This is a genomic window from Methanothrix thermoacetophila PT, from assembly GCF_000014945.1.
Taxonomy (GTDB): Archaea; Halobacteriota; Methanosarcinia; order Methanotrichales; family Methanotrichaceae; genus Methanothrix_B; species Methanothrix_B thermoacetophila.
The window spans coordinates 43,310-57,770 of the sequence record NC_008553.1; the positions used below are offsets into that span (position 1 = coordinate 43,310).

Annotated in this window: 22 protein-coding genes; 11 read left to right on the plus strand and 11 right to left on the minus strand. The window is 53.1% G+C overall.

The genetic code is table 11. The annotated features are described in order from the left end of the window. The first annotated feature begins 4 nt into the window (after nucleotides 1-4). The 6 genes from ahbB to MTHE_RS00275 all read left to right on the plus strand — a co-directional run bounded on the left by ahbB (nucleotide 5) and on the right by MTHE_RS00275 (nucleotide 5,023). Nucleotides 5-493 carry a siroheme decarboxylase subunit beta gene (gene ahbB / locus MTHE_RS00250; protein WP_011695251.1) on the plus strand — a complete coding sequence of 163 codons (489 nt, stop codon included), beginning with the start codon at nucleotides 5-7 and terminating at the stop codon, nucleotides 491-493. Next, on the plus strand, nucleotides 490-1,224 hold the full coding sequence (locus MTHE_RS00255) for a precorrin-2 dehydrogenase/sirohydrochlorin ferrochelatase family protein (protein WP_175265632.1): 735 nt from the start codon (nucleotides 490-492) through the stop codon (nucleotides 1,222-1,224). The genes ahbB and MTHE_RS00255 overlap by 4 nt, the downstream gene beginning before the upstream one ends. Beyond that, the gene (gene hemA / locus MTHE_RS00260) at nucleotides 1,142-2,395 is read left to right on the plus strand and encodes a glutamyl-tRNA reductase (protein WP_175265633.1); all 1,254 of its coding nucleotides are present in this window, start codon (nucleotides 1,142-1,144) and stop codon (nucleotides 2,393-2,395) included. Before MTHE_RS00255 ends, hemA begins: the two co-directional genes overlap by 83 nt. A gap of 5 nt (nucleotides 2,396-2,400) precedes the next feature. After that, nucleotides 2,401-3,345, plus strand: coding sequence for a porphobilinogen synthase (hemB, locus tag MTHE_RS00265; RefSeq protein ID WP_175265974.1), 945 nt, complete (start codon nucleotides 2,401-2,403; stop codon nucleotides 3,343-3,345). A 558-nt stretch (nucleotides 3,346-3,903) separates the two neighbouring features. After that, complete coding sequence (locus MTHE_RS00270; protein WP_011695254.1) at nucleotides 3,904-4,353, plus strand: hypothetical protein; 450 nt, start codon at nucleotides 3,904-3,906, stop codon at nucleotides 4,351-4,353. Between the two features lie 79 nt (nucleotides 4,354-4,432). Then, complete coding sequence (locus MTHE_RS00275) at nucleotides 4,433-5,023, plus strand: hypothetical protein (protein WP_011695255.1); 591 nt, start codon at nucleotides 4,433-4,435, stop codon at nucleotides 5,021-5,023. A gap of 98 nt (nucleotides 5,024-5,121) precedes the next feature. Here MTHE_RS00275 and MTHE_RS00280 read toward each other — a convergent pair whose 3' ends face one another. The 11 genes from MTHE_RS00280 to gvpA (MTHE_RS00330) form a co-directional block, all read right to left on the minus strand. Further along, nucleotides 5,122-5,736, minus strand: coding sequence for an Hsp20/alpha crystallin family protein (locus MTHE_RS00280; RefSeq protein ID WP_011695256.1), 615 nt, complete (start codon nucleotides 5,734-5,736; stop codon nucleotides 5,122-5,124). 158 nt (nucleotides 5,737-5,894) lie between these two features. After that, nucleotides 5,895-6,146 carry a hypothetical protein gene (locus MTHE_RS00285; RefSeq protein ID WP_175265634.1) on the minus strand — a complete coding sequence of 84 codons (252 nt, stop codon included), beginning with the start codon at nucleotides 6,144-6,146 and terminating at the stop codon, nucleotides 5,895-5,897. A gap of 233 nt (nucleotides 6,147-6,379) precedes the next feature. Continuing rightward, complete coding sequence (locus tag MTHE_RS00290; RefSeq protein WP_268741211.1) at nucleotides 6,380-7,042, minus strand: GvpL/GvpF family gas vesicle protein; 663 nt, start codon at nucleotides 7,040-7,042, stop codon at nucleotides 6,380-6,382. A gap of 3 nt (nucleotides 7,043-7,045) precedes the next feature. Beyond that, complete coding sequence (locus MTHE_RS00295; protein ID WP_011695259.1) at nucleotides 7,046-7,318, minus strand: gas vesicle protein GvpO; 273 nt, start codon at nucleotides 7,316-7,318, stop codon at nucleotides 7,046-7,048. Nucleotides 7,319-7,330: 12 nt separating this feature from the next. Then, the gene (locus MTHE_RS00300; protein WP_011695260.1) at nucleotides 7,331-7,693 is read right to left on the minus strand and encodes a hypothetical protein; all 363 of its coding nucleotides are present in this window, start codon (nucleotides 7,691-7,693) and stop codon (nucleotides 7,331-7,333) included. Further along, nucleotides 7,686-8,741: a gas vesicle protein GvpN gene (gvpN, locus tag MTHE_RS00305; RefSeq protein ID WP_011695261.1), complete on the minus strand. Its 1,056-nt coding sequence runs from the start codon at nucleotides 8,739-8,741 to the stop codon at nucleotides 7,686-7,688. Before gvpN ends, MTHE_RS00300 begins: the two co-directional genes overlap by 8 nt. 40 nt (nucleotides 8,742-8,781) lie before the next feature. After that, nucleotides 8,782-9,681 carry a hypothetical protein gene (locus tag MTHE_RS00310; RefSeq protein ID WP_011695262.1) on the minus strand — a complete coding sequence of 300 codons (900 nt, stop codon included), beginning with the start codon at nucleotides 9,679-9,681 and terminating at the stop codon, nucleotides 8,782-8,784. A gap of 37 nt (nucleotides 9,682-9,718) precedes the next feature. Continuing rightward, on the minus strand, nucleotides 9,719-9,949 hold the full coding sequence (gene gvpA / locus MTHE_RS00315; RefSeq protein ID WP_011695263.1) for a gas vesicle protein GvpA: 231 nt from the start codon (nucleotides 9,947-9,949) through the stop codon (nucleotides 9,719-9,721). Between the two features lie 11 nt (nucleotides 9,950-9,960). Further along, nucleotides 9,961-10,185 carry a gas vesicle protein GvpA gene (gvpA, locus tag MTHE_RS00320; RefSeq protein WP_011695264.1) on the minus strand — a complete coding sequence of 75 codons (225 nt, stop codon included), beginning with the start codon at nucleotides 10,183-10,185 and terminating at the stop codon, nucleotides 9,961-9,963. Nucleotides 10,186-10,196: 11 nt separating this feature from the next. Further along, entirely contained in the window at nucleotides 10,197-10,421 is a 225-nt protein-coding gene (gvpA, locus tag MTHE_RS00325) for a gas vesicle protein GvpA (protein ID WP_011695264.1), read from the minus strand. Between the two features lie 11 nt (nucleotides 10,422-10,432). Then, nucleotides 10,433-10,657 (minus strand): gas vesicle protein GvpA, encoded by a 225-nt coding sequence (gene gvpA / locus MTHE_RS00330; RefSeq protein WP_011695264.1) that lies wholly within the window; start codon nucleotides 10,655-10,657, stop codon nucleotides 10,433-10,435. A 397-nt stretch (nucleotides 10,658-11,054) separates the two neighbouring features. On the opposite strand from gvpA (MTHE_RS00330), the gene MTHE_RS00335 reads away from it, so the two are divergent. The 5 genes from MTHE_RS00335 (at nucleotide 11,055) to MTHE_RS00355 (ending at nucleotide 14,451) form a co-directional block, all read left to right on the plus strand. Beyond that, complete coding sequence (locus tag MTHE_RS00335) at nucleotides 11,055-11,414, plus strand: response regulator (RefSeq protein WP_011695265.1); 360 nt, start codon at nucleotides 11,055-11,057, stop codon at nucleotides 11,412-11,414. A gap of 3 nt (nucleotides 11,415-11,417) precedes the next feature. Beyond that, entirely contained in the window at nucleotides 11,418-12,551 is a 1,134-nt protein-coding gene (locus MTHE_RS00340; RefSeq protein WP_011695266.1) for a sensor histidine kinase, read from the plus strand. Nucleotides 12,552-12,576: 25 nt separating this feature from the next. After that, nucleotides 12,577-13,176, plus strand: a complete 600-nt coding sequence (locus tag MTHE_RS00345; RefSeq protein ID WP_011695267.1) for a DUF835 domain-containing protein — start codon at nucleotides 12,577-12,579, stop codon at nucleotides 13,174-13,176. A 208-nt stretch (nucleotides 13,177-13,384) separates the two neighbouring features. After that, the gene (locus MTHE_RS00350) at nucleotides 13,385-13,774 is read left to right on the plus strand and encodes a PadR family transcriptional regulator (protein WP_011695268.1); all 390 of its coding nucleotides are present in this window, start codon (nucleotides 13,385-13,387) and stop codon (nucleotides 13,772-13,774) included. Then, complete coding sequence (locus MTHE_RS00355; protein ID WP_175265635.1) at nucleotides 13,762-14,451, plus strand: RAD55 family ATPase; 690 nt, start codon at nucleotides 13,762-13,764, stop codon at nucleotides 14,449-14,451. The genes MTHE_RS00350 and MTHE_RS00355 overlap by 13 nt, the downstream gene beginning before the upstream one ends. Nucleotides 14,452-14,461: the final 10 nt, after the last annotated feature.

Sequence of the window (14,461 nt, forward strand, 5' to 3'; positions counted from 1 at the left end):
TAGAATGCAGGAGGATGCAAGCCGCATGAGCCAGGAGATGGATCAGACGGATCTCACGCTGCTCAGAGCACTGCAGGATGGAATACCGATAGTGCCCCATCCATTCAAGGAGATCGGAGATAGGCTCGGGCTTGATGAAAATACTGTGATATCAAGGCTCAGAGCTCTCCGCGAATCAGGGGTTGTGAGAAGGTTCGCGGCCACCATAGGGCACAGGGCTCTGGGAATAATCGCGAACGCGATGATCGTCTGGAAGGTCGAAGACGACATCGAAAGGATTGGATGCATAATGGCCTCCTTCGAGGAAGTCACCCACTGCTACCAGAGGGCGACATGTGATGGGTGGCCTTACAATCTTTACACAGTCGTACATTCGAGGAGCAGAGAGGAGTGTGAGGAGATCGCATCAAGGATATCAGAGGCCACAGGCGTGAAGGAGTACAGGATACTCTTCAGCGAGAAGGAGTACAAGAAGACGAGCGCGAGGATATGAGCGGAAACCATGTTCCTCTTCTGATAGATCTGAAGGGCAGGCGCGTTGTGATATTCGGCGGTGGGGATGTGGCAGAGCGCAAGGCCAGGCTTTTTTCCCAAGGCGACCTCGTGGTTGTGAGCAGGGAATTCTCAGAGGGCATTCTCAGAATGTCATCTGATGGAATTCTGAAGATAATGAAAGCGGATCTCATGAGCGAGGACGGGCTGAAGATCGCGGAGATGGCGCTGGAGGGCGCGTTCATCGCGATACCTGCCACAAGCGACAAGAGGCTGAATTCAGAGCTTGAAGAGATGGCACGAGGGAAGGGGGCGCTTGTGAATAGCGTTGACAGAGAGGGGGAGGTCGTGGTGCCGTCGATCGTAAAAAAGAGATCTGTGGTCCTCGCGATATCAACAAGGATACCGGCCCTCTCGAGGTATATTCGAATGAGGCTGGAGCGTGAGGTGGAGCTGTACGCTCTGATGGCAGAGCTGCTGAGCGGGATAAGGAATAAGTTAAAAGAGAATGTGGAGCCGCAGAGCAGGAGGCGTGATCTGCTCTGGTCGGTGCTCTCCGACAGCTCTGTGTGGTCGTGCCTGGAGAATGGCGATATCGCAGGAGCCCATGAAAAGGCCTATATGAGAGTCAGGGAGAATCTCACGCCAGATGAGCAGGATAACCTCGATGCTGGTGACTCACAAGAAGGCCTCGATAAGCGAGATCGAGAACGCATGGCATGGCGACGTTGAGGCTCTCTTGAAGTGGGTCTCCTCGCATGACACCGTTGAGGAGTGCGCGGTCCTAAAGACGTGCAACCGTGTCGAGATATATGTAGTATCTCCCCGCGGTGAGAAGGTCCTCTTCGAGATCGCAAAGAAGGCCCGTGTCTCCTCCAGGATCATAGACATCCACGACCACGATGAGTCGCTCCTGCACCTACTCAGGCTTGCCTCAGGCCTCGAATCCATGATAATAGGAGAGGACCAGATCCTCGGACAGATGAAGGAGCTCTACAGAACCGCGAAGAGTCTTGGATATACAGGCTGGGTTCTGGATACCGCATTCAAGAAGGCAATCCAGGTGGGGAAGCGGGTGCGGAAGGAGACTGCCATTAACGAGCGCTCTGTCTCAGTAGGATCTGCAGCTGTCGATCTGGCCGAGCAGATCCTCGGGGGCCTGGAGGGTAAATCTGTACTGGTAATAGGCGCGGGCGAGACTGGAGAGCTGATATCAAAGGCGCTCGTCTCAAAGAACATAGGCTCCCTCTATGTGACGAACCGCACCTTCGGAACAGCGCTCTCCCTTGCTGCATCTCTCGGCGGCACGGCTGTGCCTTATGAGGAGATGAAGCGAAAGATAAGGGAGGCGGATGTCGTGATAAGCGCGACCTCAGCTCCCCATTACATACTTCTCAAGGATGATATCGAGCGCGCGATGGAGGGCCGGAAGAACAAGCTTCTGATCATAGACATAGCAAATCCGCGGGATGTGGATGAGGCTGTGCGCGAGATAGAAGGGGTGGAGCTTCACAACATAGACAGCCTGAAGCAGATAAGCGATGAGAACATGCGGTTGAGGATGAGAGAGATCGAGAGGGTCGAGGCGATAATAGAGGAGGAGCTCGAGCTTCTCAGAGCCAAGTACAAGAGAAGGGAGGCCGAGGAGCTTCTCGCGAGGATCTACTCTGAGGCCGAGAAGATAAAAGAGCAAGAGGTCAGAAGGGCGATGAACAAGCTCAGCGCCTATCACACTCTTGGGGAGATAGAGCAGAAGGTGCTGATGGACATGAGCCATTCGATTGTAAACAAAATATTCGCAGAGCCGACAAAGGCTCTGAAATCAGCTGCTGAGAGAGGCAACACCGAGATGCTCAGGTACGCCATGGAACTCTTCAGGCTGAATCAGGAGGAATCCGATTGAGACGCATGAGGCGTTTGAGAAGGCCTGGCATCAGGGAGATGGTCGCAGAGACCAGGATCTCAGTCAGGGACCTGATAATGCCGGTATTTGTGGATGAGCGCATCGATCAGCCCGTCCCGATAAGCTCGATGCCGGGACAGATGCGGCAGAGCCTGAACAGTGTGGCTGAGGAGGCCGGACGGATCGAGGATCTGGGGATCCCAGCGGTGATACTCTTCGGAATACCATCCAGAAAGGATGATCTCGGATCCGGGGCTTACGATCATGACGGCGTGATACAGAAGGCTGTCAGGCGCATCAAGGAGTCCACAGATCTTGTTGTCATAACAGACCTCTGCCTCTGCGAGTACACCAGTCATGGGCACTGCGGCGTGATTCGCGGGCAGGAGATAGTGAACGATGAGACTCTCCCCCTCCTCGGAAGAACTGCAGTGAGCCAGGCTGAGAGCGGAGCTGATATCGTCGCTCCGAGCGGGATGATGGATCACATGGTGAGAGCGATAAGATCTGCTCTTGACGATAATGGATACACCGATGTTGCGATTCTCTCGTACGCTGCAAAATACGCCTCATACTTCTACGGCCCATTTAGAGAGGCAGCCGAATCCGGATTTGCGTTTGGAGATCGGAGGAGCTACCAGATGGACCCAGCGAATGCGAACGAGGCGCTCTGGGAGGTCCAGCTGGATATAGAAGAGGGCGCGGATATGGTCATGGTCAAGCCCGCGCTGCCATATCTGGACATACTCCGGATGGTCAAGGAGAGGTTTAGTATGCCGACTGCCGCTTACCAGGTCAGCGGTGAGTACAGCATGATCATGGCAGCTGCAGAGAGAAACTGGATCGATGGAGACGGGGTGATGCTGGAGACCCTGACGTCAATAAAGAGAGCGGGCGCGGATATGATAATCACATACTACGCCAAGGATTTTGCAGCCCGGTTCGCGTAGGGAATCGGAGATGTTCGGGGAATGATTCATAAGCCTGTCCGAGAATGTGTGCGAGGATATCTTTTGTAACAGTAGGCGGTCTACCCTCATACATTTAGGCTCATGTGGTCGAGTCACCGAGTGGCGAGCTCTACGACCTCAACCAGCGACAATCGGCTTCGCCTGTCTCTTCAAGCTTACTGCTCCATCGAATCATAGGGTGAGCCCGGGTCCGAATAAGAGGTTGGATCTAGAAATGCAGGGCCTTTTTGCCCTTGTTTGTCATAAGGAACATGTCCGAAATAAGGATTAGGTGTTTCCGATCTGCGTAAGGCGGTAAGTTCCGGATTTCTGGCCTCTGCTCTTATTCGGACAGATCCGTCATAAGCACCCGATAGGGGTGGAGAAAAAACAGCATCGGTCGTATTGTAATCCTGCCGATCCTGCGAGGTCGCATGCCTTTGAGCTGAGTGATCTGCGTACACACAGATCCTGCACCCTTCCGCATTCAACAGTCGTATTCAGAGTTCTGCTGCTGGCTCACAAAGATCTATATTTGTTAAAGCCTCAGTAACTGGCATGAGAGTTCTGCTCGTATTTCTCTTCCTGATCATCATGGTGACAGCATCTGCATCGGATGTTGTGAGGATAGGTCTGTCTCCAAAGGAGATCGCGATCATCGGATTGCCTGTGAAGAACACGACCCACATATCCTGGGCCAGATACGGGGGGCTGGACGAGGAGAGGTCGATCCATGCTGAGTGGCTGCCACCGTTATCGGATTACAGCCACACGCCGGAGCTCTACGAGTTCCTGCTTCCCACATGGACTTCTCCGGGTTTCGGCGTTGATACACATATAAAGCCGATATATGAGTTCATCCAGGAGGGCTGGCAGCCGCCCAATATCAACTACACGGAGCACACGCCGGAAATTGCGGAGTTCATGAGCGAGAGCTGGCAGCCATCTCCTCCGAGCGAAGCGGCGTACACAGGCGAGGGCACAGGGCTGGCAGCGTTTCTGAGATGAGGTGGGAAAGGTCTGAAAGACGTAATCCTGTGAGCTGAGAGTGCAGCAAGGCGCGAACTCCGGGAGTGGAGGTCACCTTATGAGGAAGCTGATAGTTGCAAGGATAGTTCACTCGCCCGAGGACATGGGCTCGATGAGGGAGGGGCTTGAGAGGATGGGCGTCTCCAGGCTTGGAAGGGAGAAGTGGGAGGAGAACCGCATACGGATCGAGCGCTTCTGGGATGAGCTTGAGAGAGAGATCGATCGCTTGGAGCTGGATCCGACTCGATTGCGCATATATCAGGATGGGTTGCCTGCTGGTGGGGAGATCGGAGAGCGGATAATCAGGGAGACTGCCTCAAAGGGGAGCAGGAACTATCAGATCATCGAGAAGCTCATGGAGAGGGGCGCGAGGATCGAGGCAACAGAGAGCCCTGAGCTGCTGCTGCGGGAGTATCAGCACATAAAGGCGATGGTATCAACCACTGGCGAGGAGCAGAGAAGGGCGCTGGAGGCATACAACAAAGAGAAAGATCGCCTTTTGGATGAACGGGACGCCTACATCGCAAGAAGAATAGCGGAGACGCTGCAGGATGACGAGACAGGCCTGCTCTTCATAGGCGCCCATCACAACGTTGTTCCCAGGCTGCCAGCGGACGTGGAGGTATCGTATCTGGGAGATCCCGGATGACACAAACGACACAAACTGGGACTGTGTGCTTTCGTGATGGATGATGCCCTCTATATGGTCGTGGATCCGCTGGATCTCTTTTTCAAACAACACTAGATTCAGCTCCTCACGCGATCGATCCTGAGCTGGAGTATGCCGTTCTTGAAGCTCCTGCTGATAATGTCTCCGGCATCTGGCGGGAGCTTCACTTCCTTTAGGAACTCCCCCGCCCTGATCTCCAGAACTCCTTCCCTGACCGTAACAGAGAGCTCATCCTCCTCCACCCCGGGAAGCTCAGCGACAACTGTTATGCTCTTCCCTTCATCCATCACATCGACTATCGGATCCTTTCTGGGAGTTCCAGGTATCCTGACCTCGGGCAGTCTTGCCGACGGCCTTCGCGCCCCCGGTTTGCTCAGAGGCCTCACCGAGATGTTGTAATCGACGACAGGCCTGCTGCTCCATCCAACCTCTATCCTGTGCCGAACCTCTGCATCAGTCTCCGCTATCCGTCTCTTGAACTCCGGCGAGGAGGCCTCAAGCGCCTTTATTATCCCTCCGAGGCCGGGGATGAACTGGCTCACAATACCGCTGACTATCGAGGGCTCCTCCACTGCCTTCTCCTCTGGACCCCCCTTGACAGCGCCCTCACTGGTGAGGGATTTGAGCACCTTCTCGATCTCATCCAGCCTGCGCTCTATTTTCTCCAGGCGATCTTCATAGCCATTTGACATGCTGCTCACTCCAAACCTAACATTTCAATACGTAATGATGGATTTTCTGCGCATGTTATCGCTCAATGACAATCCGGCACCATCTGAGAGCTGAAATCTCTCACTGGCCATCTCAATCCAAGCGAGGCATCGAGAGATATCTGCACCACGCGTAAAGATCACCTGGATCGTATCTCTGCAAGTCGCTTTTTGTGAAGGGCAACTTTGGACATGTGCTTCCTCCTGACCTCGAGCATGTGCCTCGTGGACTTTGCCAGGCTGTCCCTCCAGGCTCTCTTTATCCTGAGCCTGTGGGATGCAGCTTTACACGCCATCTCCTCCCGCCTCGACCTTAGGTATGGCAGTATCTCATCCCTTAGCCGCATGCGGTGTTCAGTCACCTTTGCGTGCTGTATCATTCTGTTCTCCATGATTCTGGACCTTCTCGTCATGTCTCACTCCCATATGGCAAAGCTGGCAGGAGGTATCATCTGAAACAAGCATCCAGCGAACGTATCGATATCCTGTATCTCAGGACGGAGAAGCAGGGGCCGCTCATACTTCCTTTTATAGAGCCGGATGCGAGTTTTCTTGAGTCCATCTCTCTGATCAGATTTAAGAGGTCTCTGCAAAGATCACCTTCAATCAATTTATCCTTCTTCATTCAAGTTATCCTTGCCTGTCTGAATCCCTTTCTGCCCTTCCCCAGGATGTGTATGTCGACGAAGTTGTAAGGCGGCCACGGCCCGGAATAGCTTGTCCTCAGATCGCTGTGCTCCTCGATAACTGCACTTACCCGCTTCGAGAACTCATCGATCCTGGAACGCTCCACGAGAAATGCGGTGTTGAGAAGCAACCGATCGCTGAAGAGGTCGAGGTTCTTGAAGTCCACCGAGGACGCGCTGAGGCATTCCACGATCTCTCTTTTGAGTTCATCGTATTGTCCATTCGCATTCTTCGGCCTGATCACCTTGACTCCAAGCTCGACCTTGCCCTCCACAACAGGCCACGCCTTCTTCATCGCAGCATATCCGGCGCTCATGGCCACAGCGAGATTCTTTCTGCCCTTGAACACCATACCATATGCGACCGGAAGAACATCATGCTCCTCCATCACCCTCCTGACGACTCTCCTGTGGATCTCCACATCCCTCTCATCGACATCGTACTCCCTGAGTACTGCTTCGCTCACAACAGGATACAGGTCCCTGTATTCGATGGTGTGAACTTCACTGTTGCCGAAGCCAATGGGTCCGAAATCTGCATCCTCTGACCGGATCACGCAGTATACGTAAAGCCCTTTTTGGGCACTTCTCTTTGCCGGCAGGGCTCACTCCTCCTCTATCCTCTCCAGGCCCCCTCGATGCCGGAGCTCCATTCTACGATATCCGGTGATATCTCCATTCTCATCGAAGCTCATCTCATATCTGCCGATGATGTCCTGCGTATCCGGTATGGCCCTGCGCTCCAGCACCTCCACGTTCACGATCCATCCGTCCTCTGTTCTGGATATGCTGCTTATCGACTCGAACCGCTTCCCCAATAGCTCCTCGGCAGAGGTTCTGGCGATCCTGAGCATATCCTTGAGATTCGGCTTTTCCATGTACTCAGACTCCTAGGGAACGAATATCAGATCGCAATCCCTCATGGCCTCAACATGCCTTCCGCACCAGCCCTTAACGGCCTCTCTGAGATTGCATCGTCTCTCTCTGTTCATGAGACCGTAGTACTTGAGGAACGAAGCCAGCCTCCTGCGCCTCGTTCTGCTTCTCCCCGATGCTATAGTATCGAGGTCCGTTGTGCCGTCCGGCCTCAGGCAGAGGTAGAACGTCCTGGTCGCGATCCTACCGTCGTCGGTTCTGGCTCTGACTATCAGCGCCTCTGTCTCGTTGATCCTGAGCCCTTTTGGTCTCCTCGAGAAGATCTCGCCGACCCTGGCGATCCTAACATCCTGGATTGTGGCGCCGATCCTATCCACCTGAACCCTCCTGGACAGCTGCTATCGCCTCACACACCAGCTCCCTCTTCTCCTCCATCTCCTTCTTGGAGCTGGTCTTGTTGGCGATCACATCTATGCAGATCTGGTCCAGTCCGATGCCGGAGCTTCTGTTCAGCATCTTCAACCCCTTGCCGATCATTATGCATGCTCTCGTTCCGGGCTTCTGCGCATCCGGAAGACGATCCCGCAGGTACCTCACGATCTCTACTACCCTGCGCGCAACATCCTCTTCAAGCCCGGTGTGCTCCATGACGATCCTCAGCTCTGTTTCGTATCCGTAGTAGTCCGTGTATATCCCGACCATTCTATCCAGAAGCGCATCCTGAGGTCTGTGGATTCCAGCATACTCTATCGAGTTTGATGTGAGGATGGCCCTGAACTCCGGGTGGACTCTTATATACCTGTCCTCGCCGAACTTCGTGGGCAGCTCCAGCACGCCCTCCTCAAAGACCGAGAGGAAGACGTTGTTCGCAGCGGGCTTGGTCCTGGAGAACTCGTTGTATATCAGCGTGTAGCCGTACTTGCAGGCAAGCGATAACGGATTATCGACCCACTCCACCTTCATGACATCCTTGCTCTTGAAGACATTGTGGATGTATTTGTCCCGGACGCTCTCGTTCTCGATCTGCGAGTAGCCACCTATGAGATCTGCCGTCGTTATCGACTCGTCCCCGTTTATCCAAACCACAGGCCTTCCGAACTGGCGGGCGACATGCATCGCAAGGCTGGTCTTTCCGCATCCCGTGGGGCCTATGAGATGTACAGGGTACCCTGCATCCAGCCAGAGCTTCATCCTAGCCTCGGTCTCCCTGACCTCGGGAGTCTCCACGAAGTGCTCGACCTCAGGCATCAGAAATGCTTCCTCGATCTCCTTCCTCAAGGTCTCGGGATCGCGGGCTGCTGTCTGTGATTGCACCTTTACTTGTATCTCCTCACGCTCTTTTGATAGCAGCAGCTTCTTCTCCCAGGAGGTCTGATGGACGGACTCGCCTCTCACACGCCTCGGATGGGTGACAACATATCTCATTTAGAACCCTCTGGCGATCATAAAAAATATCTACCGGTGGTTAACCGTAGTAGAAATCTCTTATATATTTATTAACATCCTGATCGACGTATCTCTGCATCTCATCTCTGAGAGCAAGAGCTCTGGAGTGCAGCTCTTTGGCGGCTATGTTCATCCTCGATATGGCATCACGGTTCTCTCTGACCTGGCTGTCCAGATCCGCTCTGAATCTCCTGAGTCCTTCATTGAGCTCTCTCGCCCCTTCCTCCCTGATGTGGTCACCGGATTTTCTAAAGTCGACTGACATCTTATCCATGGCGGATCTGATCTCCGCTGCACCAGAGCCCATCCTCGATACAGCATCGCGGTTCTTTCTGATCTGGCTGTCCAGATCCGCTCTGAATCTCCTGAGTCCTTCATTGAGCTCTCTCGCCCCTTCCTCCCTGATGCGCTCACCGGATTTCCTCAGTTCATCTGAGGTCTTGTTGATCGATAGCTTCATCTGGCGTACACCGGTGCGGATCTTTGCTATGCCCTTCTTGTTCTCTGTTACCTGCCCCTCTATCGATTTTTTAAGGGCGTTAACGCTCTTGGCCATTCTGCTCACACCCTCCTCCCGGATGGCGACTCCGGCGCTCCTCAGCTCCGAGGACTTTCTCCGCATAGCTTCCTGCCTTGCCCTAACACCCTTCCCTGGAACCACCGGAGGGACTTCTGGAGATACCTGTGGCTTGACTTCTGCGGCCTTTTCTGGCACCCCCTTTTGCTCCTCTGGTTTCACCTGAACCTCTGCTGTCCCGGACTCGGCGATCTGGGGCTGAGCCCGTCTCCTGGCCTCAACTATGCTCTCGGCCAGCTGGGCCTTTGTACCCCCAAGGCTCTGGATCCCAAGTTTAACTGCCATCTCCTCCAGCTCTCGCCGGGTGTGTTTCGTCACCAGCTCTTCTACAGTCTCTTCCATAGGCATCCCGAAATATCACAAAATCAGGAGTTCCTGATCAGGCAGGAACTCCTGGTGCTGCGGCTATGGCAGCCTGCTCGATCTTCGCCATCTCCTCAGAGTAGTGGAGGAACGTATCGACGGATGCGACCACCACTCTCGCCTCGACCGTCAGTATCTCGATGCCAACCAGGGATACCCTGGCCCAGACATCGACCACTATTCCCTTGTCCAGGATCCTGTCGAGAACCTCGGCAAGGCTGGACGAATCAGGTGTTGATGTCACCATTTCCTTTCACCTCACGCAGAAGGTGCTGCGGCTATGGCAGCCTGCTCGATCTTCGCCATCTCCTCAGAGTAGTGGAGGAACGTATCGACGGATGCGACCACCACTCTCGCCTCGACCGTCAGTATCTCGATGCCAACCAGGGATACCCTGGCCCAGACATCGACCACTATTCCCTTGTCCAGGATCCTGTCGAGAACCTCGGCAAGGCTGGACGAATCAGGTGTTGATGTCACCATTTCCTTTCACCTCACGCAGAAGGTGCTGCGGCTATGGCAGCCTGCTCGATCTTCGCCATCTCCTCAGAGTAGTGGAGGAACGTATCGACGGATGCGACCACCACTCTCGCCTCGACCGTCAGTATCTCGATGCCAACCAGGGATACCCTGGCCCAGACATCGACCACTATTCCCTTGTCCAGGATCCTGTCGAGAACCTCGGCAAGGCTGGACGAATCAGGTGTTGATGTCACCATTTCCTTTCACCTCACGCAGAAGGTGCTGCGGCTATGGCAGCCTGCTCGATCTTCGCCATCTCCTCAGAGTAGTGGAGGAACGTATCGACGGATGCGACCACCACTCTCGCCTCGACCGTCAGTATCTCGATGCCAACCAGGGATACCCTGGCCCAGACATCGACCACTATTCCCTTGTCCAGGATCCTGTCGAGAACCTCGGCAAGGCTGGACGAATCAGGTGTTGATGTCACCATTTCCTTTCACCTCCAACGATTCTTTTCTCCAGAGATATCTATTGGAGCGTGATATGTGAGAGCCCTCGTTTGTTGTACCGTGGAGCTTGTCAGTATAAAGGGGATGATCGAGCTGGGCCCGATCCATCCCCGCAGGAGGCTCTGGCCGTGTCCGACACCCGAGGGCGAAGACGGTATCATTATTAATTGAAACCATCCATGCAGATGTACACAGTGATGATTAAAATAGGTTATCATCTGTCTAAAATAGTTTAAAATTTTGTCTCGCCTTATGTTTCCAGACGTTTGTCGGGAAGATTATCAACCGATGAAAATTGGTAAAATATAGAAGATGAGCGCGACCAGACTATATATCGAATCTTTATCAGATTCACGATAACAGCCGGGATGGTGCAGAATGAAGGTACTGGTGGTCGATGATGCTCCCTTCATTTTGAGGGCACTGAGGGATTCCCTAGAGGCGCGGGGCTTTGAGATACACGAGGCGCAGAGCGGTGAGGAGGCGCTCTCTGCTTACAGGGATATCAGGCCGGATGTTGTTCTGATGGATATTCTCATGCCTGGCATGAATGGGATATCAGTCACACGTGAGATCATGAATATCGACCCATCTGCCAATATCATCGTGATAACCGCGATAGGTAAGCCAGGGCTGGAGAAGGAGTGTATGGATGCCGGAGCGAAGGGTTTCATCCTGAAGCCATTCCGGATGCGGGATCTCCTGGATCTCATTGATTCTCTCGGAAAGGGGCGATGAGCGTTGAGAGGGATTGAGATAGTTCGCGGCTATCAGGAGGATATAATCGAAACGATACCCAGCACGATTATAATCGTCGACAGGAGACTGGAGGTGCTGTATGCTAACAGAAACTTCTATCTTAAGTCCTTCCGGACTGAGAAGAATGCAATAGGCATGCACCTCTCGAAGATATTCTCTCCTGTTTTCATGCAGAGGCTGAATAGTAGAATAGAAAAGGTTTTCTCCGCCGGAGAGCCGTTTGATGGGGAGCAGATCAGGTATCCGGGAGGCAGGTTCTACTTTTACAGAATACATCCCCTGAAGGAAGCTGGTGGTTACGTCAGCAAGGCAGTGATCTTCATAGAGGATATCACAGAGATGACCAGGCTCGAAGAGGAGCTGCGCGATTCATACATAAAGCTTGAGAATGCCTATGCTGAGCTCAAAGAGCTCGACAGCATCAAGTCAGAGTTCGTGTCCATGGTCTCACACGAGCTTAGAACACCTCTTACCGTAATTAACAGCTATATCGAGATGTTCGAGGATGGTATGCTCGGTGATCTCACAGATGTGCAGAAGGAGAAGCTCCAGCTGATCAGATCGCAAACAGACACAATGATCCAGCTTGTAAATGACATGCTAGATATCCTGAGAATCGGATCAAGGCGGCTCAGGCTTAAGAAGGAGCTGTCGAGCATGGAGGAGCTGATCCGCTCTGTGATCGCAAGCTTATCGAGGCTTGCAGCTCTTAAAGAGCATACGATAACATTCAGATGCGAGAGGGCCAATACTCTGATAGAGTGTGATCCCAAGAAGATAATGCAGGTTTTGAGCAATCTGCTCACGAATGCAATTAAGTACACCCCAGATAGAGGACAGATTGAGGTGGTTCTCGGGGGGGATGCAGAAAACGTTCTGGTGTCGATCAGAGACAACGGTATAGGGATCCGAGAGGAGGACAAGGATCGGATTTTTGAGAAGTTCTTCGTTATGAGCAATGAGAAGAGTGCGGATATTGGCATGGGTCTTGGCCTCTCCATAACAAAGGATATTGTGGAGGCGCATGGCGGACGGATATGGTTCGAGAGCAGGTTCGGAGAGGGGAGCACATTCTACTTCACTCTCCCCTGTGGTAAGGATACTGAGCGTTCTTAATATCTTCAGAAGGAAACCGAGGGTTGTGCCGCTCACCGAGCCTGTGAGCACCCGCATATCGGAAGAGCTCTCCCGCGGCTCAGCGTATCTGGTCAGGGAGAAGAAGCCAGAGCTCAGCTTTCAGATATTCTCGTCGCTGGTGAGAGGACAGTGCGCGAGCTGCGAGCATCCTGATGCATTCAACTGCGAGAGCATAGGTTGTGAGAAGTGTACTCTCAAATGCCCGTGCAAGAGCTGCAGCCAGAAGAGGGCGCAGGGGCTCTGCTTCACCACCCAGCATCCCGAGCAGATCAGAAACAGGTATGTGCTTCAGACCACGCCGATCTTCTGGATCAGCAGACGCGGCGAGAGTCAGACGACCGTAAGTAACCTGGAGATCATGGCTGATATAACTGCCAGGTTCCTGGAGAAGAGCCACAACCCTGTGGTTCTCCTGGATGGGCTGGAGCTTCTTGTAGTCACAAATGGTTTTGTCCAGGCCATCAGGTTCCTGCGCGACATCATGGAGATGGTATTCATAAGCAGAGGGATACTGATCGTGCCCGTGAACCCATCCGCCCTCTCTGAGAGGGAGATGGCATTGATCGAGAGGGACATGCAGGAGATACCCGCGAGATGGAGCTGAAGGTTCTTTCGCGCATTTGTATCATTGAGATCGACAGCATCTGAATATTTTGAGACTTGTTCAGGATGTTAATGGCTGTGAATACGAATCAAATGCGAATAAAATCTTTGTGGTATGAAGATCTGCTGAATCAAATCAAAAATGTTTCAAATCCTGAAATATCGAACAGATCATAAATACGTAATAATTATAAGTATTTGGGGTCACTATGTCTCTAGCATCTGTGGGAGGGGCTCTGATCGGAGAAATAAATCTCGAGCAGGATGATCGGGAGGAGGTCCTGAGCAGGTTCGTGAAGCCGAACAAGGACATACTCATACTCTCCATACTCGGAGAGCGTCCGATGTGCGGCTACGATCTCATCAAGGAGATATACAGGAGATACAATGTCCTCCTGAGCCAGGGCGCCGTTTACCCCATCCTATACTCGATGGTGGATGATGGCATCCTGAGGTCTGAGTACAGCAGGGGAAATATGAGAACCAAGATCTACACCCTGACGCCTAAGGGACAAGAGGTGATGAGAAGAAAGATCGGAAAGATGGTATATGCTCTGGAGTACATGCTCTCGTTTCTGAAGGGATCATGCTCAGAATGAGTATTGACGGCCTGGATCGCATCCTCGAGGCTGACCCACCTGCCGGCTCTGTTCTGCTGGTCACCGGAGGGGAGGGCACACTGAAGTCCAGCCTGGTGCTGGCGATGATGTCCCGGTACCTTGAGGGCAGCGCGGAGCATGGCCTATACGCGAGCCTGGAGCAGACTAAGGACAGCCATCTTAGAAACATGGATAGCATTGGGATAAGATGGCATGAGAACCTCCACATATTCGATTATAGAGATATGCGGATCGAATGGAAGGATCACAGACTCGACATGTTCAGCATGACAAAGGACGTCCTGGATATGTACATTGACAGGTACCGCGATCTCACGATCTTTGCCATGGACTCCCTTAACGCACTCTACGCTCTTTCTTCGAAGACAAACCTCCGCAGAAATGTTTACGACTTCCTCACCATGCTCAGGGATAGATGCCTCACATCCATTCTGATACTCGAGACAGGTGACGACTCCGGAAAGGGCGGCGAGAGGTTCCTCTCGGATGGCATCATAGAGCTGGGCGTGATCGAGAGCTACAATGGGGTTAAAAGATACCTCCAGATCAGAAAGATGCGCGGTGTGAGGCATCTGATGGAGAAGCATCATCTTGTCGTGAAGCCAGGCGGGCTTGAGGTCGTGGGGCCGATATACGGACAACCCAGCACTTCCTGAATCAGCATGC

Coding starts and splice junctions, on each gene's coding strand:
- gvpA (WP_011695264.1), bottom strand. CDS start 10,657: ATGGTGACATCAACACCTGATTCGTCCAGCCTTGCCGAGGTTCTCGAC.
- MTHE_RS00355 (WP_175265635.1), top strand. CDS start 13,762: ATGCTCAGAATGAGTATTGACGGCCTGGATCGCATCCTCGAGGCTGAC.
- gvpN (WP_011695261.1), bottom strand. CDS start 8,741: ATGAGATATGTTGTCACCCATCCGAGGCGTGTGAGAGGCGAGTCCGTC.
- MTHE_RS00310 (WP_011695262.1), bottom strand. CDS start 9,681: ATGGAAGAGACTGTAGAAGAGCTGGTGACGAAACACACCCGGCGAGAG.
- ahbB (WP_011695251.1), top strand. CDS start 5: ATGCAGGAGGATGCAAGCCGCATGAGCCAGGAGATGGATCAGACGGAT.
- gvpA (WP_011695263.1), bottom strand. CDS start 9,949: ATGGTGACATCAACACCTGATTCGTCCAGCCTTGCCGAGGTTCTCGAC.
- MTHE_RS00295 (WP_011695259.1), bottom strand. CDS start 7,318: ATGGAAAAGCCGAATCTCAAGGATATGCTCAGGATCGCCAGAACCTCT.
- MTHE_RS00275 (WP_011695255.1), top strand. CDS start 4,433: ATGAGGAAGCTGATAGTTGCAAGGATAGTTCACTCGCCCGAGGACATG.
- MTHE_RS00350 (WP_011695268.1), top strand. CDS start 13,385: ATGTCTCTAGCATCTGTGGGAGGGGCTCTGATCGGAGAAATAAATCTC.
- hemA (WP_175265633.1), top strand. CDS start 1,142: ATGAGCAGGATAACCTCGATGCTGGTGACTCACAAGAAGGCCTCGATA.
- MTHE_RS00255 (WP_175265632.1), top strand. CDS start 490: ATGAGCGGAAACCATGTTCCTCTTCTGATAGATCTGAAGGGCAGGCGC.
- gvpA (WP_011695264.1), bottom strand. CDS start 10,421: ATGGTGACATCAACACCTGATTCGTCCAGCCTTGCCGAGGTTCTCGAC.
- MTHE_RS00285 (WP_175265634.1), bottom strand. CDS start 6,146: ATGGAGAACAGAATGATACAGCACGCAAAGGTGACTGAACACCGCATG.
- MTHE_RS00280 (WP_011695256.1), bottom strand. CDS start 5,736: ATGTCAAATGGCTATGAAGATCGCCTGGAGAAAATAGAGCGCAGGCTG.
- hemB (WP_175265974.1), top strand. CDS start 2,401: ATGAGGCGTTTGAGAAGGCCTGGCATCAGGGAGATGGTCGCAGAGACC.
- MTHE_RS00335 (WP_011695265.1), top strand. CDS start 11,055: ATGAAGGTACTGGTGGTCGATGATGCTCCCTTCATTTTGAGGGCACTG.
- MTHE_RS00270 (WP_011695254.1), top strand. CDS start 3,904: ATGAGAGTTCTGCTCGTATTTCTCTTCCTGATCATCATGGTGACAGCA.
- gvpA (WP_011695264.1), bottom strand. CDS start 10,185: ATGGTGACATCAACACCTGATTCGTCCAGCCTTGCCGAGGTTCTCGAC.